The following is a 24,853-nucleotide window of genomic DNA, read 5'->3' on the forward strand; positions in this document are numbered from 1 at the left end:
CCCGGTTACCGGAACCTACTCAAGAAAGCGATCGAACGATGACTCTCGTGCCAATACTCCTCGCCGTCCTCGCGTTGCCGGTGTTCGTGGCCTTTGTGTTCACGCTGTGGACCGCGCGCAAGGTCGAAGCCGTGCTGCCGCCGCAGGGCCGCTTCGTCGGCGTGCCCGGCGCGCGCCTGCACATCCAGGAATTCGACGGTGGCGATCCGGACCTGCCCCCGCTGCTCCTCGTGCACGGCCTCGCGGGCCAGCTCGCGCACTACACGTACGGCGTGACCGGCCGGTTGGCCGGGCGCTACCGCATGATCGCCGTCGACCGCGCCGGCTCCGGCTTTTCCACGCGCGCGCCCGGCACGCCGGCGGACCTGGACACGCAGGCCGCCATGCTCGCCGCGCTGATCGAACAATTGAAACTGGAGCGCCCGCTCGTCGTGGGCCATTCGCTGGGCGGTGCGCTCGCCCTCGCGCTCGCGCTGCGGCACCCGCACCGCGTCGGCGGCCTCGCGCTGGTCGCACCGCTGACGCACATGCAGGAACACGTGCCGCCCGTGTTCGAGGGCCTGACGGTCGTGTCGCCGGCGTGGCGCAAGATCGTCGCATGGACCCTCGCGATTCCCGCGGCGATCAGGAACAGCCGCGTGGCCCTGGACCAGGTGTTCGGCCCGGAAGCCGTGCCGGCGGATTTCGCGACGCGCGGCGGCGGCCTGCTCGGCCTGCGCCCCGGCGCCTTCCTGGCTGCGTCCGACGACCTGCGCGCGCTCCCCGACTGCCTGCCGGCACAGGAGACGCGCTACGGCGAACTGCAGGTCCCCGTCGGCATCCTGTACGGCATGGACGACCGCATCCTCGACTGGCGGGCGCACGGCCAGGCGCTCGCGGACAAGGTCCGTGGCGCGACACTCCAGCTGATCGAGGGCGGCCACATGCTGCCCATCACGAATCCGGAGGCGACGGCCGCGTTCATCGACGCGGCCGCGGCTCAGGCGACGCTGTCCGCCAGCGCCGCCGTCAACGCGGCCAGGTCGTAAGGCTTGCGCAGCACGACGGCATCCGGCCAGTTGTTGACTTCCCCCTTCCCCGTCGCGAACACGATGCGGATGCCGGGCGCCAGGGTGCGGGCCTGGGCGGCCAGCAGGTCGCCGGACATGCCGGGCAACAGTACGTCCGTGATCAGCACGTCCGACGCGGACGACATGATCCCGAGCGCCTGCTCCGCATCGACGGCTTCCAGCACCTCGTGGCCCAGGTGGCGCAGCAGCGCCGCAGTCGAGTCGCGGATCTCGTCCTCGTCTTCCACCAGCACGATGCGCAGGCGGCTTGGGTCGGGCTTGCGCCCGGCCGAAGGCAGAATCGGCAGCACATTCGGCGGCGCGCTGTCCACGTGGACGCGGTTGCGCTGGTTCGCGAGCACCTGGCGGATGCGGCGCGCCAGGCTTTCGCGCGTGTACGGCTTGCCCAGCAGTTCCACGCCGGGATCGAGGCGGCCGCCGTGCACGATCGAGTTTTCCGTGTACCCGGACGTGAACAGCACGGCGAGATTCGGCAGCCGTTCGCGCGCCATGCGGGCGAGGTCCGGGCTGCGCAGGGTGCCGGGCATGACGACGTCCGTGAACAGCACGTCGATCGGCACGCCGGATTCCACCACCGCGAGCGCGCTGGCCGCGTCGGCCGCCTTCAGCACGCGGTAGCCGAGCTGGGTCAGCATCTCGACGACGGTCGTGCGCACGGCTTCGTCGTCTTCCGCGACGAGGATCGTCTCGGTGCCGCCGACGGCCGGCTGGTGCGGATCCATCGGGCCCAGGGGTTCCTCGGCCGCCGTCGTGCGCGGCAGGTACAGCTTCACCGTCGTGCCCTGCCCCGGCTCGCTGTAGATCTTGACGTGGCCGCCGGACTGCTTGACGAAGCCATACACCATCGACAGGCCGAGGCCGGAACCTTTACCCTCTGCCTTCGTCGAGAAGAACGGCTCGAACGCCTGGCGCAGCACGTCCGGTGTCATGCCGCTGCCCGTGTCCGTCACGGCCAGCATCACGTACTGGCCCGGCGCCACGTCGCCGTGCGTGCGGCAGTACAAATCGTCGAGGATGGCGTTGTGCGCCTCGATGGTCAGCTTGCCCGCGCCGGACATGGCGTCGCGCGCATTGATGGCAAGGTTGAGGATCGCGTTCTCGACCTGCGCCACGTCGACCGCCGTGTTCCACAATCCACCCGAGATCGCGAGCTCCACCTCGATCTCTTCGCCGAGCGCACGGCGCAGCATGTCTTCCATGCCCGTCACCACGCGGCCGATCTTGACCACCTTCGGTTCCAGCGGCTGGCGGCGGCCGAACGCGAGCAGGTAGCTCGCCAGCTTCGCGCCCTTCCCGACCGCGGAGCGCGCATTGCCGATCCAGCGTTGGACCTCGGCGCCCCCCGTGTTCATTTCCAGCAGCTGCAGGTTGCCCGAGATGATCTGCAGGAGGTTGTTGAAATCGTGCGCCACGCCGCCCGTCAGCTTGCCGATCGTTTCCATCTTCTGCGACTGCTGCAGCGCCAGTTCCGTGCGGCGGATCTGCTCCGCCTGTTCGCGGTCGGCCGTGATGTCGCGGCCGATCGCGTGGATGAAATCGGCGTCCGGCGCCGCGGTCCACGACAACAGGCAATAGCTGCCGTCCTTGCGCCGGTAGCGGTTCTCGAATTTATAGACGTAGTGGCCCTCGCCCAGCGACGCCATCTGCGCCATCGTCGCGGCCTGGTCGTCCGGGTGCACGAGCTGCAGGAAGTTCTTGCCGACGATGTCGTGCTCGGTCCAGCAGAGCAGCGATCCGAACGACGGACTGACGGCTTCGACGCTGCCGTCGAACGACGCGACGAGCATGACGTCGCGCGACAGGCGCCACATGCGGTCGCGCTCCGCCGTGCGCCGCGCGACCGTCGATTCCAGGTCCGTGTTCAGCGCGGCGAGGCGGTGCGCGATGACCTTCTGGTCTTCGATGTCGATGCTGGTGCCGATCCAGCGGGCCACGTTGCCGTCCCCGTTGCGCAGCGCGACGGCGCGCGACAGATGCCAGCGGTAGGTGCCGTCCGCCCGGCGCAGGCGGAATTCGGCGTCGTACGGCGCGCCCGACGCCACGGCGATGGCCCAGCGCTCCTGCGCGCCCGGCAGGTCGTCGGGATGGACGGTGGCCGTCCACGCGCTGCCGGCCAGGGTGTCGTGATCGCGGCCGCTGTACGCGTACACGTGCGTATTGAACCAATCGAGCTTGCCGTCCCGCGTCGCCGTCCACACCTGGTTCGGCATCGCCTCGGCGAATGTACGGAATTTTTCCTCGCTCTCGCGCAGCGCCCGCTCGGCCTCGACGCGCACCGTGACGTCGCCGCCCTGCACGAAGATGCCGAACACGGCGCCGTCCTCGCGCTTGACGGGCTGGTAGACGAAATCGACAAAGTGCAGGCGCCGTTCGCCATCGCTGCCCGCCAGCCACAGCGGGCTCGCGGTCGCGGTATAGGTCGTGCCGGAGAGGTAGACCTGGTCGAGGATCGCGATCACGCCCTGGGGCACCGTCTCCGGCAAAGCCTCGCGCAGCGGCTTGCCGAGCAGGTCGCGCTGGCCGGCGAGCGCGCGGTAGGCGGCGTTCGCGGACTGGATCACATGGTCGGCGCCCGCCAGCTGGGCCATGAAGCCGGGCGCCTGCTCGAACATGGTCTGCAGGCGGCCGTGTTCCCCGCTCAGCCAGCGCTCGGCGCGCACTTTGGCCGTCGTCTCGACGACGATGGCGATCACGCCGACGACGGCGCCGGCCGCGTCCACGATCGGCGAGTAGTCGAGATTCATCCACACCGGCTCGGGCTTGCCGCTGCGGTGCAGGGTCAGTTCCTGGTCGCGGTACGACAGCGTGCCGCCGGCCAGGCCGACTTTCATCACGTTGTCGTTGAAGTCGGCCACTTCGGGCCAGCCTTCGCGCACCCTGGAGCCGAGCAGGCGCGGATGGCGCCCGCCCGCGACGCCGGCATAGGCGTCGTTGTAGATCATGACGCCGTCCTCGCCCCATAACGTGACGATCGGCACGGGCGAGCGCAGGATCAGTTCGACGGTCGTACGTACGACGTCCGGCCAGCGGCAGATGGGGCCGAGGCTCGTGCCGGCCCAGTCGTAGTCGTCGATGATTCCGCCCAGCAGGCCGCCGCCCGCGCCGAAGGTTCTGACCGGAGCCGCCTGAGTCAACATCGTGTGGATCTGCCCGCTGGATGATTGAGAAGTCCGCGATTTTAAGCGCGTTTGCAATCGTGCGGTCACACGATTGGCGACCTTGTCCGGATCGGCCCCCGTTCGCTGCACCGCATGCTAAGGTGCGGGCCAGATACGGCGGCCGCGCGCGCGGCGATCCCGCACCGGCATGCTGCAGGGCAGCACGAAAATTCCCGGCGAAAGCACCCGTGCGCCGTCTTTCCGGAATTAATATGTTGCTGCCGCACACACACCTTACCAAGGGGGACAGCGTTTATGAGCCAGAGTACACCTCTGTCGCTGCACGTCCCGGAGCCTACCGGCCGCCCGGGTTGCAAGACCGATTTTTCTTACCTCGCCATCCACCAGGCCGGCGACACGCCGCGGCCGCCCGTCGACGTCCGCTACCAGGACACGGCGGCACTCGCCGCCGGCATGATCCGCGTGCTGGACGACGACGGCAATGCCGTCGGCCCGTGGGATCCCGGCCTCGACCGGGACACCTTGCGCTTCGGCCTGAGAACGATGATGAAGACCCGCATCTTCGACGCGCGCATGGTGATCGCCCAGCGCCAGAAGAAGCTGTCGTTCTACATGACCTCGCTCGGCGAGGAAGCCATCGGCAGCGCCCATGCGCTCGCCCTGCAGGATGGCGACATGTGCTTCCCCACCTACCGCCAGCAAAGCCTGCTGATGGCGCGCGAGTATCCGCTCGTGGACATGGTGTGCCAGCTGCTGTCGAACGAAGCAGACCCGCTGAAGGGCCGCCAGCTTCCGGTGATGTATTCCGTGAAGAACAAGGGCTTCTTCACGATCTCGGGCAACCTCGCCACCCAGATCCCGCAGGCGGTCGGCTGGGCCATGGCGTCCGCGATCAAGGGCGACACGAAGATCGCGTCCGGCTGGATCGGCGACGGCGCCACGGCGGAAAGCGATTTCCACACGGGCCTCACGTTCGCGCACGTGTACCAGGCGCCCGTGATCCTGAACGTCGTCAACAACCAGTGGGCGATCTCCACGTTCCAGGCCATCGCGGGCGGCGAGAGCGTCAGCTTCGCCGCCCGCGGCGTCGGCGCAGGGATCGCGTCCCTGCGGGTGGACGGCAACGATTTCCTGGCCGTGTATGCCGCGTCGTGCTGGGCGGCGGAGCGCGCGCGCTCCAATCTGGGACCCACGCTGATCGAATGGGTGACGTACCGCGCCGGGCCGCACTCGACGTCGGACGACCCGTCGCGCTACCGGCCCGCCGACGAATGGACCTACTTCCCGCTGGGCGACCCGATCGGCCGCCTGCGCCGCCACCTGATCGGCAAAGGCTGGTGGTCGGACGCGGAACACGAGGCGCTGCAGGCCGAACTGGAAGCCGAGGTGCTGGCCGCGCAAAAGGAAGCGGAACGCCACGGCACGCTGATCGACGGCCGCGTGCCGAGCGCCGCGTCGATGTTCGAGGACGTCTACAAGGACATGCCCGAACACCTGCGCCGTCAACGCCAGCAACTGGGGGTGTGACATGAAGCGCGACATCGACAACGACATCAAGACCACCCCGATGACGATGATCCAGGCCCTCCGGTCGGCCATGGACGTCATGCTCGGGCGCGACGACAACGTCGTCATCTACGGCCAGGACGTGGGCTATTTCGGCGGCGTGTTCCGCGTCACCGACGGCCTACAGGCGAAATACGGCAAGCAGCGCTGCTTCGACGCGCCGATCTCGGAAGGCGGCATCGTCGGCACGGCGGTGGGCATGGCGGCGTACGGCCTGCGTCCCGTCGTCGAGATCCAGTTCGCCGACTATTTCTATCCCGCGACCGACCAGATCGTGTCGGAGGCGGCGCGCCTGCGCTACCGCTCCGCCGGCGATTTCACCGCGCCGCTGACGATCCGCATGCCCTGCGGCGGCGGCATCTACGGCGGCCAGACGCACAGCCAGAGCCCGGAAGCGTTCTTCACGCACGTGTGCGGGCTGCGCACGGTGATGCCGTCGAATCCGTACGACGCGAAAGGCCTGCTGATCGCCGCGATCGAGAACGACGACCCCGTCATCTTCCTGGAGCCGAAGCGGCTGTACAACGGCCCGTTCGACGGCCACCACGACCGCCCCGTCGTCTCGTGGGCCAAGCACCCGAAGGGCGAAGTCCCGGAAGGCTATTACACGGTCCCGCTGGACAAGGCCGCCGTGTTCCGCGAAGGGAGCGACCTTACCGTGCTCACCTACGGCACGATGGTGTGGGTGTCCGAGGCGGCCGCGAACGAGACGGGCATCGACGCCGAGATCATCGACTTGCGCACCCTGTGGCCGCTGGACCTGGAGACGGTCATCGCGTCCGTCAGCAAGACGGGCCGTTGCGTCGTCGTCCACGAAGCGACCCGCACGAGCGGCTTCGGCGCGGAACTCGCGGCCCTCGTGCAGGAACACTGTTTCTATCACCTGGAAGCGCCCATCGAGCGCGTGACGGGCTGGGACACGCCTTACCCGCATGCGCAGGAATGGGCGTATTTCCCGGGGCCGGACCGCGTGGGCGCGGCATTCAAGCGAGCGATGGAGGCGTGATGGGACAGCATGTGATCAAGATGCCGGACCTGGGCGAAGGCATCGCGGAAGTGGAAGTCGTCGCCTGGCGCGTGCAGCCGGGCGACGCGATCGTCGAAGACCAGGTCTTGGCCGACGTCATGACGGACAAGGCGACGGTGGAGATTCCGTCGCCGGTGCACGGGACCGTGATTGCTCTCGGCGGCAAGGTCGGGGAATCGCTGGCGGTCGGTGCGGAGCTGATCCGGCTGGAAGTGGAAGGTGCGGGGAATGCGAAGGCGGCACCGCCGCCCGCCGACGAACCCGCGGAAGTCCCGCACGGCTTCGTGCCGGAGCCGGCGCGCGTGGCGGAGGCCGCGGCGAGCGTCGCGCAGGCGGCGCCGGCCGCCGCTCCGCCGCCGCCGCCGCCGCGTCCCGCGCCCGCGCGTGCGCCTGCGCCTGCGCCGGCGTTACGCGCGGCGGGCGAAAAACCGCTGGCCGCGCCGTCCGTGCGCAAGCGCGCGTGGGACCTGGGCATCGAGCTGCAATATGTGGCCGGCAGCGGTCCCGCGGGCCGCATCACGCACGCGGACCTCGATGCGCATGTGGCCGGGCGCGGACGCGCGCCGGGCGCGGACGGGCGTTATGCGCAACTGGAAGGCGAGGAAGCCGTCCCCGTGATCGGCCTGCGCCGCAAGATCGCGGAGAAGATGCAGCTGGCGAAGCGCCAGATCCCGCATTTCACGTACGTCGAGGAAGTCGACGTGACGGAACTGGAAGCGCTGCGCGGCCAGCTGAATGCGCGCTACGGCGAAGAACGGGGCAAGCTCACCCTGCTGCCGCTGCTGATGCGCGCCGTCGTCCTCGCCCTTCGCCGCTTCCCCGACGTGAACGCCCGCTACGACGACCAGGCGAACGTGGTGACGCGCTACGCGCCCGTCCACATGGGCATCGCGACGCAGACGGATGCCGGCCTGATGGTGCCTGTCGTGCGTCATGCGGAAGCGCGCGATCCGTGGTCCAGCGCGGCGGAGATCGCCCGGCTGGCGGATGCGGCGCGCCATGGCAAGGCGGCGCGCGACGAGTTGTCCGGCTCGACGATCACGCTCACGAGCCTCGGCGCGCTGGGCGGCATCGTCAGCACGCCCGTCATCAACCACCCGGAAGTCGCGATCGTGGGCGTGAACCGCATCGTCGACCGGCCTGTCATCCGCAACGGCGGCATGGTGGCGCGCAAGCTGATGAACCTGTCGTCGTCGTTCGACCACCGCGTCATCGACGGCATGGTGGCGGCGGAATTCATCCAGGCCGTGCGCTCGTATCTCGAGTCGCCGGCCACCCTGTTCGTGGAGTGAGCGCATGACGGTCAAGACAGAGAACACCACCCTCCTCGTCATCGGCGGCGGCCCGGGCGGCTACGTCGCCGCGATCCGCGCCGGCCAGCTGGGCATCCCGACCGTGCTCGTCGAAGGCGCGGACCTGGGCGGCACGTGCCTGAACATCGGCTGCATCCCGTCCAAGGCGCTGATCCACGCGGCGGACGCGTTCCACCAGGCCGCCAGCTACGCGGGCGCGTCGCCGCTCGGCATTCGCACGGGCGCGCCGACCATCGACGTCGCGCAAACGGTCGCGTGGAAGGACGGCATCGTCAAGCGCCTGACCGGCGGCGTCGGTGCGCTGCTGAAGAAGAACGGCGTGAAGGTCGTGCAAGGCTGGGCGCGCATCCTGGACGGCAAGACGGTCGAGGTGGGCGACCTGCGGATCCGCTGCGAACACCTGCTGCTCGCGGCCGGCTCCGTGCCCGTCGAACTGCCGTTCATGCCGTTCGGCGGCAACGTCGTGTCGTCGACGCAAGCGCTGGCCCCCGAGAAGCTGCCAGAGCACCTGGTCGTCGTCGGCGCCGGTTACATCGGCCTGGAACTGGGCATCGCCTACCGCAAGCTGGGCGCGCGGGTGACGGTCGTGGAAGCGGCCGGCCGCGTGCTGCCCGCCTGCGACGACGAACTCGTGAAGCCCGTCGCGGCAAGCCTGAAGCGGCTGGGCATCGGCCTCCACCTGGAATCGAGCGTATTGGGCATGGCCGAGGATGGCCGCAGCGACGGCTGCCGGGGCATCCGCATGAAGAACGGCGGCGGCGAGGAAGCCGTGCTGGAAGCGGATCGCGTGCTCGTCGCCGTCGGCCGGCGGCCGCGCACGGAGGGCTACGGCCTGGAAAGCCTGCTGCTCGACATGAACGGGCGCTATGTCCGCATCGACAACCAGTGCCGCACGTCGATGCGCAACGTGTGGGCCATCGGCGACCTCACGGGCGAGCCGATGCTCGCGCACCGCGCGATGGCCCAGGGCGAGATGGTGGCCGAGATCATCGCGGGCAAGCGCCGCCATTTCACGCCGAGCGCGATTCCCGCCGTCTGCTTCACGGACCCGGAAGTGGTCGTCGTGGGCATGACGCCGCAGGAAGCGGCTGCGCTGGGCCTCGATTGCATCGACGCGAGCTTCCCGTTCGCCGCCAACGGCCGGGCGATGACGCTGGAGTCCACGGACGGCTTCGTACGCGTGGTCGCCCGCAAGGACAATCACGTGATCGTCGGCTGGCAGGCCGTCGGCGGTGCGGTGTCGGAACTGTCGACGGCGTTCGTGCAATCGATCGAGATGGGCGCGCAGCTGGAGGACGTCGCGGGCACGATCCACGCCCATCCGACGCTGGGCGAGGCCGTGCAGGAAGCGGCGCTGCGCGCGCTGGGCCACGCGCTGCATATTTAAAAAAACGCACGGGCGAAGCGGCGCCGCCCCCGACGCCCTCCGCCCGTACCGCGCACCAGGCCGCTGGCACGCCCCCGATCCCGGACCCGCCGGGCCTTACTCCGGCGCCTTGTCGTCGTCCGACTGGCGGCTGCCCGCGTTGCCGGTACTCAGGCTGCCGATGCCGCCGAGTCCAGTCTGCAACTCACCCGCTTCCTCGCCGACGAAGCCTTCGCTGTCGCGTTCAGCATCATTGCTCAGCAAATCGTCCGCCCTGCCTTTTTGCAGGTTGCCGCCGGTGTCCGACTGGGCATTCGTGCCGGTACCGCCGACCCCAAGCGTACCTGCGGAACTCGTGCCGTCCTTCGTCACCTGATCGTAGTTGCGCCCCTTGGCGTTGTTGCCTTCGCTCTGCATGGACATGGGATTCTCCATTCGTTCGCGTTGGTGATCATCATAGTCCTCTCGTTTCCGCCGCCTATAGGCACGCGCCCGGCTGGCTTGTAGGACATGTCGGGCGAGAATGACGCAAGGCATGTCTTGTATGCTATAAAACGCTGTTGCAATTGATGAATAACGAATGAACGAACCGAACATCCTGGTGATCTACGCCCATCCGGCGCCGCACCGCTCGCCCGTCCACCGCCGCCTCGCCGAGACGGCGCGTGCCCTGCCCGGCGTCGAACTGTGCGACCTGTACCAACGCTATCCCGACTTCGACATCGACGGCGAGCAGGAACGCGAGCGTCTGCGCGCCGCCCACCTGCTCGTGTTTCTCCATCCGTTCCGCTGGTACGGGATGCCCTCGATCGTCAAGGAATGGATGGACGTCGTGCTTCAGCCCGGCTGGGCCTACAACGATTACGCCCACACGGGCGAGTGCGCGCTGCGCGGGAAAAGCTTCTGGCTCGTGACGACGACGGGCAGTGGTCCCGACGCCTACCAGCCGGGCGGCCTGCACGGCCGGCCGTTCGCGGACTTCCTCGCGCCGTACGAAGCGGCGGCCGCGCTGTGCGGCATGGACTGGATCGCGCCGCTCGTCATGCACGGCAGCGCGCAGGCGACACCGGACGCCATCGATGCGTTTGCCGCCGAATTCCGGCACCGGCTGGAAGGCTATGCGGGCCTCGCCGCTGCCGCTCTACAGGAGCGTGCAGATGGAACATAATCTTCTTCAGAATGCGGTCGTCTACCTCGGCGCCGCCGTGCTGGTCGTCCCGCTCGCGAAGCGCCTCGGCATGGGCGCCGTGCTGGGCTATCTCGTCGCCGGGATTCTCATCGGCCCGTTCGGCCTGCGCTTCGTCGCCGACGGCGAGGACGCGCTGCACTTCGCCGAATTCGGCGTCGTGCTGCTGCTGTTCCTGATCGGCCTGGAATTGGAGCCGAGCCGGTTGTGGGCCTTGCGCCGGCCGATCTTCGGCTGGGGCGGCGCGCAGGTGCTGGGCGTCGCGGCCGGCCTGTTCGGCGCCGCGCTCCTGGTCGGCATCGACTGGAAGATCGCGCTGATCGCGGGCCTGGGCCTGTCGCTGTCGTCGACCGCGATCGCCCTCGCCTCGCTGGAAGAACGCAACCTGATGCCGACGCCGGCCGGCCAGGCCGGCTTCGCGATCCTGCTGTTCCAGGACATCGCGGCGATCCCGATGATCGCCATCGTGCCCTTATTGGGCGTGCCGGAATCCGCCGGCGGCGGCGGGAATGCGTGGATCGCGGCGCTGAAGGTGGCGGGCGTCCTCGCGGGCCTCGTCGGCGCCGGCCGCTTCCTGCTCCGGCCCCTGCTGCGCATCATCGCCAAGACGGATGCGCGCGAAATCTTCACCGCGTTCGCGCTGCTGCTCGTCATCGCGATCTCGCTGCTGATGCAGTGGGTGGGCATGTCGATGGCCCTCGGCGCGTTCATGGCCGGCGTGCTGCTGGCCGATTCGGAGTACCGTCACGCGCTCGAGACCGACCTGGAACCGTTCAAGGGGCTGCTGCTCGGCCTCTTCTTCATCGCGGTCGGCATGTCCGTCGACTTCGCCGTGTTCCTCGCGCAGCCGGGCCTCGTGCTGGGCCTCGTCGCTGGCTTCCTGGTCATCAAGATCGCCGTGCTGTACGGCCTGTCGCGCGGGCTGAAGATCGCGCGCGGCCAGCACCTGCAGTTTTCCCTGCTGCTCGCGCAGGGCGGCGAATTCGCGTTCGTCGTGTTCGGCGCGGCCGCGACGGCAAAGGTGTTCTCGCCGGACGTGGCCAACATCCTCGTCGTCGTCGTCGCGCTGTCGATGGTCGTCACGCCGCTCGCGCTGATGGCCTACGACCGCCTTTCGGCCGGCCGCGAAGGCCGCGGCGGCAAGCGCAAGGCCGACCGCATCGAGCCGAACGAGGACCACGTGATCGTCGCGGGCTTCGGCCGCTTCGGCCAGATCGTCGGCCGCTTCCTGCACGCGAACAATGTGCGCCTGACGGTGCTGGACCACGACCCGGACCAGATCGAGGTCCTGCGCCATTTCGGCTTCAAGGTGTTCTATGGCGACGCGACCCGGCCCGACCTGCTGCGCGCCGCGGGCGCCCCGAAGGCGAGAGCCGTCGTCGTCGCCATCGACGACATCGAGGACAGCCTGAAACTCGTGGACGCCGTGCGGCGCGAGTATCCGGACCTGCCCGTGTTCGCGCGCGCCCGCAACGTCACGCACTACTACCAGCTGATGGACCGGGGCGTGGAACTGATCGAACGCGAGACGTTCGAGGCGGCGCTGCGGCTCGGCCGCTCCGTGATGACGGCGGGCCTGGGCCAGAGCGCGTACGCCACGCGGCAGGCCGCGCTGAAATTCAGGCGCTACAACAAGCAGACGCTCGATACCGTCTACCCGTATTACAAGGACCGCGAGACGTTCGTGTCGATGGCCAAGCAGGCGCGCGAGGAACTCGAAGCCATGATTTCGCGCGACCGCAAGGCGTTCGACGAGGAGACCGGCAGCGATTGGGATTGATCAGGGTGCGGGCTGGTCCGTCCACGTCGGGCCCGGCGTGGCCGGCGTCCCGTCCACCCAGTCGATCCGGTCGATGCACATCCGCCGCGCCGTCTGCGCGAGGTCCCACGCGTGGTACACGATCCATGTGGACGTCCCGTCCGGCCCGGTGGTGAACGAATTGTGCCCCGGCCCCAGCAGGTCCCCGCCTTTCGGCGTGCGCATGAGCAGCGCCTCGTGCCCGCCTTCCGGCCGCGTGTACGGCCCGAGCGGATCGTCCGCGACGACCCAGCTGACGCCGTAGTTGTCGCGCTCCCACGCGCCGCCGCTGTAGAAGCAGTAGAAACGGCCATCGTGCTGCAGCACGGCTGCGCCCTCCACCGTGTGCCAGTCGTACGCGGCCCCGTACATCGCGCGGCCCTTGCGGAACACGTGCCAGTCCTCGTGCGGGCGGACCACGACGCGCGGTTCGCCGGCCAGCGTCGTCATGTCGACGAGCCGGTCGACGACGATGCCCGTGCCGACGCGGTACTCGCCTTCCAGCGCCAGGAAATCGGCGCAATAGAACAGGTACCACTGCCCATTCTCCGCACGGAACGGATGCGCGTCGATGGCGAACGGCTGATCGGGCACGAGCAGCTTGCCGGTGTCGGCGAACGGCCCGGCCGGGTGGTCGGCGACGGCCACGCGCAGCTTCTGGTCCGTGCCTTCCGGGGCTGAGCCGGCCGAGTAGTACATGTAGAAGCGGCCGCCGTGGCTCGCCACTTCCGGCGCCCAGTAGTGCGCCGCGCCGATCGGCAACAGCGCGTGGCCCAGCGGCTCCCAGTCGACGAGGTCCAGCGAGCGCAGGACGGGCACCTGGCGTCCGTCCGCGCCGCCCGGCGCCGTGCCGTACGCGTAATACACACCATCGTGGCGCAGCACGAACGGGTCCGCGAACACGTCCGGGTAGACCGGGTTGCGATACGTCTTTGCCATGGGCACGCTCACAGCGAGAAGCGCAGCCCGAGGCCGTACGTGGTCGGGTTGTAGCGGATGTCGCGCGGACGGATTTCGGAGCCGAGATAGCTTTCGTACTTCTCGTGCGTCAGGTTGATCGCGTCGAATTGCAGCGACAGGTTCTTGTTGAGCGCATACGACACGCTCAGGTCGACGTACGTGCTGGCCTTGACGATGCGGTCCTGGAAGAAGCGCGGCTCGGCGATCTGCTCGACGAAGTTGCCGCGGTGCGTTGCGGTCAGGCGTCCCGTGATGCCGTTCCCTTCATACAGCAGCGCGAAATTGTAGTTCTTCTTCGCGACGTTCGTCAGCGCGGTCGTGCGGTACGCGGTGCTCGTCGGCGAGACGGGCGTCTGGTTGTCGCCGTCGATCCACGTGTAGTTGAACTGCGCGCCGAAATTGCTCCACGGGCCGGCCAGGAAGTCGAAGAACTTCTGGATGCCGAATTCCGCGCCGCGCAAGGTACCCTTGCCGGAATTTTGCGGACGCGTCACGCGATAGTTCTGGCCGTTGATGACTTCGCTCGACTCCATGTTCTGCAGGTAGCCGTCGATATCGCGGTGGAACAGCGCGATCTGCGCGTAGCCATTCTTCGGGAAGTAGTATTCGAGCGTGGCGTCCGTGTTCACGGAACGCGTCGGCCGCAGGTTCGGGTTGCCGGACGAGCCGGTGCCGGGCGCGTTGACGGTCGGCGGGATCAGCGACAGCGCCGGGTTCAGCGACGCGAAATCCGGCCGCGTGATCGTCTTGCCGACCGCGAGGTGCGACTGCAGGTTCTCGCGCCAGCCGACGACCGCCGCGAAGCTGGGCAAAAAATTGTTTTCCGTCGAGTTCACGGCGATCGGCGTCACCACGTCGCCGATGCGGCTGTTGCCGTTCAGGTTGCGCGCCACGTGGACGTAGCGCCCGCCCACCGTGCCGGACAGGTCGACGCCGCCCGCCTTCGTCTTCCAGCGTGCCGCGAGGTACACGGTGTTCGTGCCTTCGCGCTGCTCGAACGTGCGGGTCGGGTCGTCGGGCACGCGGCCCGGCGCGGCGCCGTAGAACGCGCGCACGGTGTCGGCCTGGTCGATCAGGAAGTCGCGCGACGGCGTCAGCCACGGGCCGCCCAGCCGGTCGAGGCCCGGCACCAGCGCTTCGAAGCCGGGACCGAACGCGTCGACCGGGTTCGCGCGCACCGCTCCCGCGATGTCGCTGTGGCCTTCCGCGCCGTGGAAGCTGGCGAGACGGTTCGACAGGCGCAGGCCGGCGTCGATGCCCGAGAAGAAGCTGTCGCCGAGCCGGTACGACACGTCGCCGCGCCACTGCACCTGCTCCCCTTTCGAGATGCCCCAGTTCTGCACCATCCCGCGCAGCACGAACGCGCGCGGGTCCCGCAGGGCATTCGGACTCGTGGGCGTGCTCACGCTGTTGTAGCCGCCGTGGCCGTCGGCGCCGTACGTGTAGACGCCGACGCTCGCGCCCGGGATCTGCTGGTCGACGATCACCGTGTCGTTCACGAACGTGGACTTGGTCCAGCCGAAGTTGGAACTCGCCTTCCACGGGCCTTCGCGGTAGTTCAGGCCGAGGTTCAGGAAGTGCGACGTCGTGTGCTCCTTCACGCCCCACGTCGACGTGGCCGTGTACGGATCCCAGTCGTACGGCCCGCCATACTGCGCGGCCTGCGCGTACGCGGACTGGATCGGGCAGACGACGCCTTCCGGCGTGTCGCAATACGCGCCCTGCGGGGCCAGTTGCACGTTGGTCAAACGCGGCGTCCACGTCGTGATGGCGAGGATGTAATCCACTTCGCTGCGCGCGCGGTAGCCCGTGCCGAGGTATTGCACGTTCGCTTCCAGCGTCGGGTTGACCTTCCACTGCAGGGCGCCGTGGATGCTGCCGCGGTCGCGGTCGCCCGCGTTGTAGATGCCGCCCACGTTGGGCAGCTCGCCGAGGCGCCCGCCCGGCGTCAATGGCGCGAGCGGGCCGTCGCCCAGCCGCGTGCCGACGCCATTCGCATCGATGGAGTGCACGCGGTCGGGGCGGTCCACCCACTGCACGGGATAGCCCCAGTGCTCGCGGTTGAACGCCACGTCGACCAGCGCGCCGATCTCGCCATAGCTCGTGTTCCAGCGGTTGCTGGCCGAGAAGCCCGCGCCCGGGTTGTTCTTCGTCGAGGTCGCGTCGGACCCGCTCACCTTCTGGCGGCGGTCTTCCACGTAGCCCGTCACGTTCAGGCCCTTCAGGTCGAACGGCTGGCGCAGCCGGACGTCGATGCCGCCCGCGATGCCGCCTTCGAGCTGGTTCGGCGTCGCCGTCTTGTACACGTCCAGGCCGCCGATCGATTGCACGGGCAGGTCCTGGTACTGCAGCCGGCGCCCGTTCCCCGTGAAGTATTCCATGCCGTTCAGCGTCGTCACGACGTCCGGCAGGCCGCGGATGATCACCTGGCTGGTTTCTCCGCGGTCGCGGCCGACCTGCACGCCGGCGATCCGCTGCAGGGCGTCGCCGGCGGCGCGGTCGGGGAACTTGCCGATGTCTTCCGCGTTGATCGAGTCGACGACCTGCACGGCATCGCGCTTGATCGCCTCGGCGCTGCGGATGCTGCTGCGCAGGCCGGTCACTGTCACTTGCTGGATTTGTGCACCCGGCGTAGGCGCGCCCGGCGTAGGCGAAGGTTGCGTGTCGGTGGTTTGCGCAGCCGCGGCGTGCGCAAACAACACGAGGATGGCCGCGGACACGGGCCGGCGTTGGAACGTAGTCATGCGCATCTCCCGATTATTAGTAATAAGTTTTATCAGGAAGCTAACGCAAAAGTCGGCAAACCGACGCACGCTTGAACCCGCTTTTTGAGCGGTTTTACAGCCTTGGCGGCGCCACCGAATCGCGCGCCACCAGAGGGCATTCCATCTTGATGATGGCCTTGGAGGACGGGTTCGCGCGGCATTGCGCGATGAGGGAATCGGCCGCCCAGCGGCCCATTTCGTAGTTTGGTAACAACACTGTGGTCAGCGGCGGGTGCGTGTAACGCGCAATATCCTGGTCGTCATACCCGATCACGGACAGGTCGCGCGGCACCGACAGCTTGCGTTCGCGGGCCGCGTCCAGTGCGCCGATCGCCATCAGGTCGTTGGCGCAGAACAAGGCGGTCGGCCGCTGCGGCAGGTCCAGCAGGGACAGCGCGTGCTCGTACCCGGCCGCGACCTGCCAGTCGCCGGCGCGCACGAGGACGGGATCGAACGGGATGTCGGCCGTCGACAGCGCCTGGCGATACCCCTTCAGGCGCTCTGCCGCCGCCTCGATCCAGTGCTCGCCGTTGATGAAGCCAATGCGGCTGTGTCCGTTCTCGATCAGGTGCATGGTCGCCGTATAGCCGCCCAGCAGCTCGCTCGGCACGACGGACGCGCGCCCGCGGTCGCGCGTGTGACAGTTCAGGAGCACGGTCGGCGTGGCGTCCAGCGCCGCCGGCACCGTCACGGCGCGGGTAAAAATCGTGGAATAGATGACGCCCAGCAGCGCCGGATGATCCAGCATGCGCGCGAACACGGCCGCTTCCAGCTCGGGATCCCCGCGCGTGGCGAACACGGCGACGAGGCAATCCTGCTCCCAGGCCGCCTCCTTGGCGCCGTCGATGGTCTGCATCGCGTGCGGACTCGTCGCCAGTTCGTCGGTCAGGTAGACGATCAGGTTGCGGGTCTGGGCCGCGGCCGGGTGCGCATGCCGCTCGACGGGGTAGCCGAGCTCGCGCGCGATCCGCAGCACGGTCTCGCGCGTGACCTTCGACACCTTCGCCCCGCTCATGTGGTTGATGACCAGCGACACCGTCGACTGCGACACGCCGGCCAGCTTGGCGATGTCGGTCATCGTGGGTCGGCGCGGCCTGGTCATGTCAAAGGTGTCGGCAAGGGATCATCGGTTGCACAACATTATCACTAATTATTAGTCCGTTGTAGTTGATTTAAACTTATGCACATTTGTGCAAATGCACATAATTGCTTATAATTTAGCTTGAACGCCGCCGCGCGCCGCGAGCGCTCCGCCTCGATCGGCGATATCCATTGCCGGCGCCAGCCATGACAGTCCGGGATTGCCCGGACCGCTCAGCAAGCACGATCCCTTCCCGTCGCCCATCCCGGCAGCCTGCCGGCGACATCTGCCTGGCATGCCGGGTAGCATTACGATACCTGCGCGGCCGCACAACGCTCAAGAAAGGTGAACAATATGACAAACCCATTGCCGGGCCAACGCCGATGGATCCAGGTCAATCCGCCCGTGTTTTTCGTGTCGGCGGCGCTGGTCCTCGCCTTTTCCGCCATGTCGGCATTGTTTCCGAAACGCGTCGGCAGCCTGTTCGATACGCTCCAGGCCGGCATCGTGCGCGATTTCGGCTGGTTCTACATCCTGTCCGTCGCGTTCTTCCTGATCTTCGTGATCTTCCTGATGATGAGCCGCTATGGCGACGTCAAACTCGGGCCGGACGACAGCGAGCCGGAATACAGCTACCTGTCCTGGCTCGCCATGCTGTTCAGCGCCGGCATGGGGATCGGCCTGCTGTTCTTCGGTGTCGCCGAGCCCATCCAGCACTATGCGCTGCCGCCAGTCGGGGCAGGACGCACGATCGACTCGGCGCGCCAGGCGATGGTGCTGACCTTCTTCCACTGGGGACTGCACGCCTGGGCGATCTACATCGTCGTCGGGCTGGCGCTCGCGTATTTCTCCTTCCGACGGGGCCTGCCGCTCACGCTCAGGTCGAGCCTCTTTCCCCTGATCGGCAACCGCATCCACGGCCCCGCCGGCCATGCCATCGACATCTTCGCCGTGCTCGGCACGATGTTCGGCGTGGCGACCTCGCTGGGGTTCGGCGTGCTGCAGGTGAACGCGGGCTTCGCGCACCTGTTCGGGCTGCCGGTCAATCCACAGGTGCAGATCGTGCTCATCGCGGTGATCACCGGCATGGCGGCGCTGTCCGCGGGGACGGGCCTGGACAAAGGTGTGAAACGGCTGTCGGAGCTCAACATCATCCTCGCGATCGCGCTGCTGCTGTTCGTTCTCGCCACGGGTTCGACGGTGTTCCTGCTCGAGGCGTATGTCCAGAACATCGGTACCTACCTGGGCGAAGTCGTGCAGCGCACCTTCCGCATGTATGCCTACGAGCCGAATGCCTGGCTCGGCAAGTGGACGTTGTTCTACTGGGGCTGGTGGATCTCCTGGTCGCCGTTCGTCGGCATGTTCATCGCGCGGATCTCGCGCGGGCGCACGATCCGCGAGTTCGTCGGCGGAGTGCTGCTGGTGCCGGTACTCTTCACGTTCCTGTGGATGACCGTCTTCGGCAATACCGCGATCCGGCTCGACCTGGGGGGCGCGGCGCCGATCGTGCAGACTGTCGCCGACAATCTTCCCGTGGCCCTGTTCGAAGTGCTGGAGCAACTGCCCCTGTCGATGATCGCGTCCGGCCTCGCCACCGTCCTCGTGATTACCTTCTTCGTGACGTCCGCCGATTCGGGCGCGCTGGTCGTCGACATGATCACCTCCGGCGGCGCGCCGAATCCCCCGGTCTGGCAACGCATTTTCTGGGCCGTGTGCGCGGGCCTGATGGCAGCCGTGCTGCTGCTGGCGGGCGGCTTGCAGGCGCTCCAGACGGCTGCCCTCGCCAGTGCATTGCCGTTCGCCGTGGTGATGCTGCTCATGTGCTACGGCCTGCTGCGCGCCCTGCAGTCGGAATCGGAAGGGTCGGCGATCGACCTGTCGATTGCCGCCGAGACGCCGCCGGACGTCGGCCTCAGCTGGCAGCAGCGCCTGGCCAGCATCACCAGCTTCTACGACCTGCCCGAGATCGCGGCGTTTCTCGGCGGGCCCGGACGCGCGGCGCTCGACGCGGTCGCGGCGGAGATGCAGGACAGCGGACTGGCGCCGGCACTGACCGAGACCGACCGCCGGATCGACCTGGACGTGCCCCACGGCGACCGCGGCACGTTCCGCTACACGATCCGCGTGCGCAGCTTCCGCGCGCCGAATTTCGCGTGGGCCGAGCACGAGGGGACGAACAGCGACACGCGCCACTACCGCGCCATGGCCTACAGTTCCGAGGGCGACCAGCAGCACGACGTCACGGGCTATACGCGCGAACAGTTGATCAACGACCTCCTGAATCGCTATGCACGGTTCCGTCATGCGCGGAGGATGCACTGATCAGTTGCGGGCCGCACCCCTGCTCCGACAATTCGTCCAGCGGATTGCGCAGCCGGCACGCCTCGATCGACAGGCAGCCGCAGCCGATGCAATCGTCGAGCTGGTCGCGCAGCCGGGTGAGCTGGTCGATGCGTTCATCGAGCTCGCGCCGCCACAGGCTGGACAGCCGCGTCCAGTCGGCCTTGGTCGGCGTGCGCTCTTCCGGCAGCGACGCCAGCGCCGCGCTGATGGACGCGAGCGGAATGCCGATGCGCTGCGCGACCTTGATGACGGCCACGCGCCGCAGCACGTCGCGCCCGTAGCGCCGCTGGCCCCCGCTGCTGCGCACGCTGCGGATCAGCCCTTTCGATTCATAGAAATGGAGGGCCGACACGGCCACGTCGGCGCGCCGCGCGACCTCTCCCACCGTCAATGGCCGCCCGATGTCGGCCGGGTCTATCTTTGCCATCAAAATCCTCTTGACCTCAAGTTTAGTTGAGGTTTTACACTGCTTTGCATCGACACGCAACCACGAGGAGAACCGCATGAACGATCGCACGAATGCCGCCGCCATGAACAAGGCCCTGGTCCGGGCGCTGTACGAAGAATGCATCAACGGCCGCGACCTGGACCGGCTCGAATCGCTGATCGCCCCCGATTTCGTCGGCGCGCGCGGCGAACGGGGGCCGCGCGAATTCCGCGCGACCATCGAAGCCGTGCTGACGGGCTTTCCGGGCGTGCGTTTCGAGCTGCACGACGTGTTCGGCGAGGACGACAGGGTCGCCGTGCGCTGGACGTTCCGGGGCGTGCATGGCGGGCGCTTCGTCGGCATCAAGCCGAGTCTTGCGGAGGTCACGCAGGAAGGCAATGTGATCTACCACCTCCGCGACGGGCAGATCGTGCGGGCGTGGCTGCAGGCGGACCGGCTGGGGGTGCTGCAGCAGATTGGCGTGGTGCCGAAATCGTTCGTCGAAGCAAGCGGGCAGCGGCCGATCTGACGTCGTTCCCGCGCAAGCGGGAACCCATGCTGAGCAGCAGAATCCGGTAGATTGGAGAAGTCGCACAGGTTTGCCGGAGCGGCTTCGGTGGCTTAGTATGGATCCCCGCATGCGCGGGGATGACGGTTTCTAGGTAGCCGCCACTTGTTCTCGCAACGCCGGCAATGCGCCGCCCTGCTCGTCGAACAACCACGCCCGCGCCGGATCGAACCGCAGCCGCACGGCGGTCCCCGGCGCCGGCAGCGGCACGTCCGGTGCACACTTGGCCGCCACCATGCCGTCGACGCCGTCGACCTGCACGTACGCGAGCGTCACGTCACCGAGGTATTCGACGAGCGACAGCCGGCCCGGGATGCCGGCCTCGCCGCCGGTCTCCAGCCGCAGGTGCTCCGGACGCACGCCCAGGGTCAGCGCGGCGCCGCCCTGCGCCTGGCTCGCATCCGCCGCCACCTGCGCCATGCCGCCGCCCGGCACGCGCACGGTCGCGAGGCCGCCCGTGTGCCCCGCCAGCGTGGCGGGAAACGCGTTCATGCGGGGCGACCCGAGGAAGCCGGCGACGAACAGGTTCGCCGGCCGCTCGTACAGTTCCAGCGGCGTGCCCACCTGTTCGATTTGGCCGCCGTTGAACACGACGATCGTCTGGCCGAGGGTCATCGCCTCGACCTGGTCGTGCGTCACGTAGATCATCGTCGCCTTCAGGTCCTTGTGCAGGCGCGCGAGTTCCACGCGGGTCTGGGCGCGCAGCGCGGCGTCCAGGTTGGACAGCGGTTCGTCGAACAGGAAGACTTCGGGCTTGCGCACGATGGCGCGGCCGATCGCGACCCGTTGCCGCTGGCCGCCCGACAGCGCCTTCGGCTTGCGGTCCAGCAGGTGCGCGATCTGCAGGATCTCCGCCGCGTGCCGCACGCGCTGGCCGATCTCCGCCTTCGGCACCTTCGCGAGCTTCAACGCAAACCCCATATTCTCGGCCACCGTCATGTGCGGGTACAGCGCATAGCTCTGGAACACCATCGCGATGCCGCGCCGGGCCGGTTCCACCGTGTTGCTGACGACGCCCCCGAGCTCCAGCGTGCCGTCCGTGATGTCTTCCAGACCCGCGATCATCCTCAGGAGAGTCGACTTGCCGCAGCCGGACGGCCCCACGAAGACGACGAACTGGCCGTCCTCGATGTCCAGGTCGACGCCCTTGATGACGGGATTGTCGCCATATGTCTTGCGGATGCTGCGCAGCCTTACCGATGCCATGGAATCTATCCTTTCAATCCGCTCGCTGCCAGGAAGCCCTGCGTCACGCGGCGCTGGAACAGTACGTACGCCAATGCCACCGGCAAGGCGCCGAGCAGCGCGGCCGCCATCAGCTGGGCGTAGCGCACGCCGAACGCGTCGTACGTCTGCGTGAGGCCCAGCGGGATCGTCATCATGTCGTTCGACGTGACGATGATGAACGGCCACAGGAAGTTGTTCCACGCCGCGATGAACGTCACGATCGCCATCGCCCACACGATATTGCCAGAGATGGGCAGGTACACGCTCCACAGTACGCGCAACGGGCCGGCGCCGTCCATCACGGCGGCTTCGCGGAAGTCGGCCGGGATCGCGTCGAAGAACTGCTTGAACACGTAGATCACGACCGGCGACACGACCTGCGGCAGCACGATGCCCGCGTACGAATTGATGAGACCCAGCTGGTGCATCGTGCGGAACAGCGGCACGAGGAGCGCCTCGAACGGCAGCAGGAAGCCCAGCATGGCGATGCCGAACACGATGCCGCGGCCCCGGAAACGCAACTGGGAAAACGCGTAGGCGGCCATCAGGCTGATGGCCATTGTCACGACCGTCACCAGCAGCGCGACGAGGAAGCTGTTGAACAGCCAGCGCACGACGTTGCCGGCGCCGAGGGTCTTGCGGTAGGCGTCCAGCGTCCAGTCCTGCGGCAGCCAGTGGAAGTTCGCCGACACGGTTTCCAGTTCCGGCCGCAGCGACGTGGACAGGGCCCACAGCAGCGGGAACGCCCACATCGCGGCGAGCACGATGGCGCAGGCGGCGCCGGCGATGGTCCAGAACGAGGCCTTCATGCGCCCCTCCCCGCCAGAAACCTGACGAGCCACGCCTGCAGCAGCGACAGCACGATCACGATCGCCACGAACGCCATCGCGACCGCGGCCGCGTACCCGGCGTCGCTCTGCGTGAACGCCGTCTCGTACATGTAGTGCAGCGCGACGCGCGTCGTGTTGAACGGCCCGCCGCTCGTCAGGATGTACGTTTGGCCGAACACTTTCAGCGACGCGATCAGCTGCAGGATCAGCGCCGTCTTCGCGACGGGCCGCAGCGCGGGCCACGTGATCGCGCGGAACAGGGCAAAACCGCGGGCGCCGTCCAGCGCGGCCGCCTCGTACAGTTCGGCGGGGATGTTGCGCAGGCCGGCGAGGAACAGCAGCATGTTGAAGCCGACCGTCCACCAGATCGTGCCGATGGCGACGGCAGGCAGCGCCCACGTCGGATCCGCGAGCCACGCGCGCTGGCCGCCGAGGATGTGGTTGACGACGCCGGACGAGGGCTGCAGCATCCAGTCGGCGATCAGGGTCATGACGGAGATCGGCAGCACGAACGGCAGGAAGAACGTCCCCTGCAGCCAGCCCTGCACGCGCGTGAAACGGTCGACGAGCATCGCCATCAGCAGGCCGGCGGCGCACAGCGGGATCACCGTCAGCAGGGAAAAGTAGAACGTGTTGCCGACCGAATCCCAGAACGACGGGTCGTTCAGCAAGGTGTGGTAGTTGTCGAGGCCCACGAAGGCGCTCGTGCGCGTCAGGCTGCTCTCCGTGAGGCTAAGCCAGAACGTCTGCAGCGCAGGCAGGAAGAAGAACAGGCCGAACGCCACGAGGAAAGGCGCCAGCAGCAGCCAGGCCGGGAGCGTGTCGCGGCGGGCCGTGGCCATGGTGAGGTCGTCGCGTCGCATGCGTGGTCCTCAATAGCGCGGCGGACGCTTGCGCACGAGGCGCGCCGCTTCCGTCTCGAACCGGTGCACGGCCTGCGCCGGCGTCAGGTAGCCGTACAGCGCGGCCGGCAGGAATTTCGACGCGATCGCTTCCAGCGGCCCGGCCGCGCCCATGTACCAGCCGTCCGGATCGTATACGACGTCGTTCGCGACCTGCGCATACAGCGCATTCGGCATCAGGCTTTTCGCAGCGGCCGATTCGGCGACGGGCTTGTACGCGGGAATGTGGCCGCCCTCCGCCCACCCCAGCGAATGCGTGCTGACATAGGCAATGAAGCGCATCACCGCCCTCACCTTTTCCGGCGACGGCTCGTGGCCCGGGTTCGCGGGCAGCGCGAACGCGTGCGAATCGGCCCAGGTGGAGGCGTTCGCGTACATCTTCGGCAGCGGCACGATCCCGTACTCGAAGCCGAGCGTACCGGCCTTCGTCGCCCGCACGAGTTCCGGCACTTCCCACACGCCGTTCAGCATGAACGCGGCGCCGCCGCCCATGAACTGGCTCGTCGACGCCGGGTAGTCGAGGCCCGACTGCGCATAGCCCTTCGTGAACCAGTCGCTGATGCGGGCCAGCGTCGCCGCGCCGGCCGGACCGTACGTGAAGCGGCCGTTGGCGATGATCGTGACGTTCTGCTGCGCGAGCATGGCCAGCCACAGGCGCCAGATCGCGTAGGAGCTCTGGCTGCTTTCCATCGTCAGGCCGCGCTGGCCCGTGCGCTCGGTGGCGGTGCGGAAGGCGTCCGTCAGCGCGTCCACGCCGACGATCGGCTTCAGCCTGCCGTCCGCGTCGAGCAGGCCCGCCTTGCCCGCGAGCGTCTTGTTGTAGTACAGGACGAACGGGTGCACGTCGAGCGGAATCGCGTACGTGGCGCCCTGGTACTGCGCCTTGGCCCACTGGCGCGGCAGGTAGTCCTGGCCGCGCAGGCCGGCCGCCGCCAGCTCGGCGGGCGCGATCGGCCGCAGCACGCCGCCGCCGGCCAGGTTGACGATGCGCGACAGGTGGATGGTCGCGACGTCCGGCCCGGCGCCCACGACGGAGGCCGTGATCAGCTTCGTATAGAAAGGCTCACCCCATTTGAGGGTCGTGCTGACGACGCGCACGTCGCGCTGGCTGGCGTTGAAGTCGTCGACCAGCGCCCGCATGCGCGCGCCGTCGCCGCCCGAAAGCAGCGTCCACATCCTGACTTCGACCTGCGCCCGCGCGGGAGCGTCTACGCCCGCCAGCCCGAGGAACAGGGTCGCAACCAGCGCGGCGGCGCGCGGGAATCCGCGTCGCGCCACGTTGTCTCCTGATTGTGTTTCCTTCTT

At 68.0% G+C, this 24,853-nt stretch carries 19 protein-coding genes; 9 read left to right on the forward strand and 10 right to left on the reverse strand.

Features of this window, described 5'->3' with window-relative positions; genetic code table 11:
• Window positions 1-38 precede the first annotated feature (38 nt).
• Window positions 39-1,028 carry an alpha/beta fold hydrolase gene (locus tag ASD28_RS21385; protein ID WP_056132979.1) on the forward strand — a complete coding sequence of 330 codons (990 nt, stop codon included), beginning with the start codon at window positions 39-41 and terminating at the stop codon, window positions 1,026-1,028.
• Here the strand turns inward: ASD28_RS21385 and ASD28_RS21390 are convergent.
• Window positions 980-4,207, reverse strand: a complete 3,228-nt coding sequence (locus ASD28_RS21390) for a PAS domain S-box protein (RefSeq protein WP_056132982.1) — start codon at window positions 4,205-4,207, stop codon at window positions 980-982. The two genes, ASD28_RS21385 and ASD28_RS21390, sit on opposite strands and share 49 nt — an antisense overlap.
• Before the next feature lie 276 nt (window positions 4,208-4,483).
• On the opposite strand from ASD28_RS21390, the gene ASD28_RS21395 reads away from it, so the two are divergent.
• Genes ASD28_RS21395 through lpdA form a run of 4 tightly spaced genes read left to right on the forward strand, consistent with a single transcriptional unit; the run spans window position 4,484 to window position 9,482 of the window.
• Window positions 4,484-5,716: a 3-methyl-2-oxobutanoate dehydrogenase (2-methylpropanoyl-transferring) subunit alpha gene (locus ASD28_RS21395; protein ID WP_056132985.1), complete on the forward strand. Its 1,233-nt coding sequence runs from the start codon at window positions 4,484-4,486 to the stop codon at window positions 5,714-5,716.
• Between the two features lies 1 nt (window position 5,717).
• Window positions 5,718-6,761 (forward strand): alpha-ketoacid dehydrogenase subunit beta, encoded by a 1,044-nt coding sequence (locus ASD28_RS21400; RefSeq protein WP_229411955.1) that lies wholly within the window; start codon window positions 5,718-5,720, stop codon window positions 6,759-6,761.
• Entirely contained in the window at window positions 6,761-8,074 is a 1,314-nt protein-coding gene (locus ASD28_RS21405) for a dihydrolipoamide acetyltransferase family protein (RefSeq protein WP_056132989.1), read from the forward strand. The genes ASD28_RS21400 and ASD28_RS21405 overlap by 1 nt, the downstream gene beginning before the upstream one ends.
• Before the next feature lie 4 nt (window positions 8,075-8,078).
• Window positions 8,079-9,482, forward strand: a complete 1,404-nt coding sequence (gene lpdA / locus ASD28_RS21410; protein WP_056132993.1) for a dihydrolipoyl dehydrogenase — start codon at window positions 8,079-8,081, stop codon at window positions 9,480-9,482.
• A 96-nt stretch (window positions 9,483-9,578) separates the two neighbouring features.
• Here the strand turns inward: lpdA and ASD28_RS21415 are convergent, their stop codons facing one another.
• On the reverse strand, window positions 9,579-9,884 hold the full coding sequence (locus ASD28_RS21415) for a hypothetical protein (protein ID WP_056132996.1): 306 nt from the start codon (window positions 9,882-9,884) through the stop codon (window positions 9,579-9,581).
• 157 nt (window positions 9,885-10,041) lie between these two features.
• Here ASD28_RS21415 and ASD28_RS21420 point away from each other — a divergent pair, with 157 nt between their 5' ends.
• The gene (locus tag ASD28_RS21420) at window positions 10,042-10,629 is read left to right on the forward strand and encodes an NAD(P)H-dependent oxidoreductase (protein ID WP_056132999.1); all 588 of its coding nucleotides are present in this window, start codon (window positions 10,042-10,044) and stop codon (window positions 10,627-10,629) included.
• Entirely contained in the window at window positions 10,619-12,427 is a 1,809-nt protein-coding gene (gene kefC / locus ASD28_RS21425; protein WP_056133002.1) for a glutathione-regulated potassium-efflux system protein KefC, read from the forward strand. The genes ASD28_RS21420 and kefC overlap by 11 nt, the downstream gene beginning before the upstream one ends.
• Here kefC and ASD28_RS21430 read toward each other — a convergent pair whose 3' ends face one another.
• From ASD28_RS21430 to ASD28_RS21440, 3 genes are all read right to left on the reverse strand, one after another.
• Entirely contained in the window at window positions 12,428-13,384 is a 957-nt protein-coding gene (locus ASD28_RS21430) for a glycoside hydrolase family 43 protein (protein ID WP_056133005.1), read from the reverse strand. It lies immediately after the preceding gene.
• 8 nt (window positions 13,385-13,392) lie between these two features.
• Window positions 13,393-16,149 (reverse strand): TonB-dependent receptor, encoded by a 2,757-nt coding sequence (locus tag ASD28_RS21435; RefSeq protein WP_162252952.1) that lies wholly within the window; start codon window positions 16,147-16,149, stop codon window positions 13,393-13,395.
• A 94-nt stretch (window positions 16,150-16,243) separates the two neighbouring features.
• Window positions 16,244-17,248, reverse strand: coding sequence for a LacI family DNA-binding transcriptional regulator (locus ASD28_RS21440; protein WP_056133012.1), 1,005 nt, complete (start codon window positions 17,246-17,248; stop codon window positions 16,244-16,246).
• Between the two features lie 357 nt (window positions 17,249-17,605).
• On the opposite strand from ASD28_RS21440, the gene ASD28_RS21445 reads away from it, so the two are divergent.
• Window positions 17,606-19,573 (forward strand): BCCT family transporter, encoded by a 1,968-nt coding sequence (locus ASD28_RS21445; RefSeq protein ID WP_056133014.1) that lies wholly within the window; start codon window positions 17,606-17,608, stop codon window positions 19,571-19,573.
• On the opposite strand, the gene soxR is transcribed toward ASD28_RS21445, so the two are convergent.
• Window positions 19,518-20,021, reverse strand: coding sequence for a redox-sensitive transcriptional activator SoxR (gene soxR, locus ASD28_RS21450; protein ID WP_056133016.1), 504 nt, complete (start codon window positions 20,019-20,021; stop codon window positions 19,518-19,520). The genes ASD28_RS21445 and soxR overlap by 56 nt on opposite strands.
• 76 nt (window positions 20,022-20,097) lie before the next feature.
• On the opposite strand from soxR, the gene ASD28_RS21455 reads away from it, so the two are divergent.
• Window positions 20,098-20,550, forward strand: coding sequence for an ester cyclase (locus ASD28_RS21455; protein WP_056133018.1), 453 nt, complete (start codon window positions 20,098-20,100; stop codon window positions 20,548-20,550).
• A 129-nt stretch (window positions 20,551-20,679) separates the two neighbouring features.
• Here the strand turns inward: ASD28_RS21455 and ASD28_RS21460 are convergent, their stop codons facing one another.
• Genes ASD28_RS21460 through ASD28_RS21475 form a run of 4 tightly spaced genes read right to left on the reverse strand, consistent with a single transcriptional unit; the run spans window position 20,680 to window position 24,826 of the window.
• Entirely contained in the window at window positions 20,680-21,795 is a 1,116-nt protein-coding gene (locus tag ASD28_RS21460) for an ABC transporter ATP-binding protein (protein WP_056133021.1), read from the reverse strand.
• A gap of 5 nt (window positions 21,796-21,800) precedes the next feature.
• Window positions 21,801-22,625 carry a carbohydrate ABC transporter permease gene (locus ASD28_RS21465; protein ID WP_056133024.1) on the reverse strand — a complete coding sequence of 275 codons (825 nt, stop codon included), beginning with the start codon at window positions 22,623-22,625 and terminating at the stop codon, window positions 21,801-21,803.
• Entirely contained in the window at window positions 22,622-23,509 is an 888-nt protein-coding gene (locus ASD28_RS21470; protein WP_056133028.1) for a carbohydrate ABC transporter permease, read from the reverse strand. The genes ASD28_RS21465 and ASD28_RS21470 overlap by 4 nt, the downstream gene beginning before the upstream one ends.
• Before the next feature lie 9 nt (window positions 23,510-23,518).
• Window positions 23,519-24,826: an extracellular solute-binding protein gene (locus ASD28_RS21475; RefSeq protein WP_056133031.1), complete on the reverse strand. Its 1,308-nt coding sequence runs from the start codon at window positions 24,824-24,826 to the stop codon at window positions 23,519-23,521.
• Window positions 24,827-24,853 lie beyond the last annotated feature (27 nt).

The sequence above is a fragment of the Massilia sp. Root133 genome (assembly GCF_001426525.1).
Classification (GTDB): domain Bacteria; phylum Pseudomonadota; class Gammaproteobacteria; order Burkholderiales; family Burkholderiaceae_D; genus Telluria; species Telluria orientalis.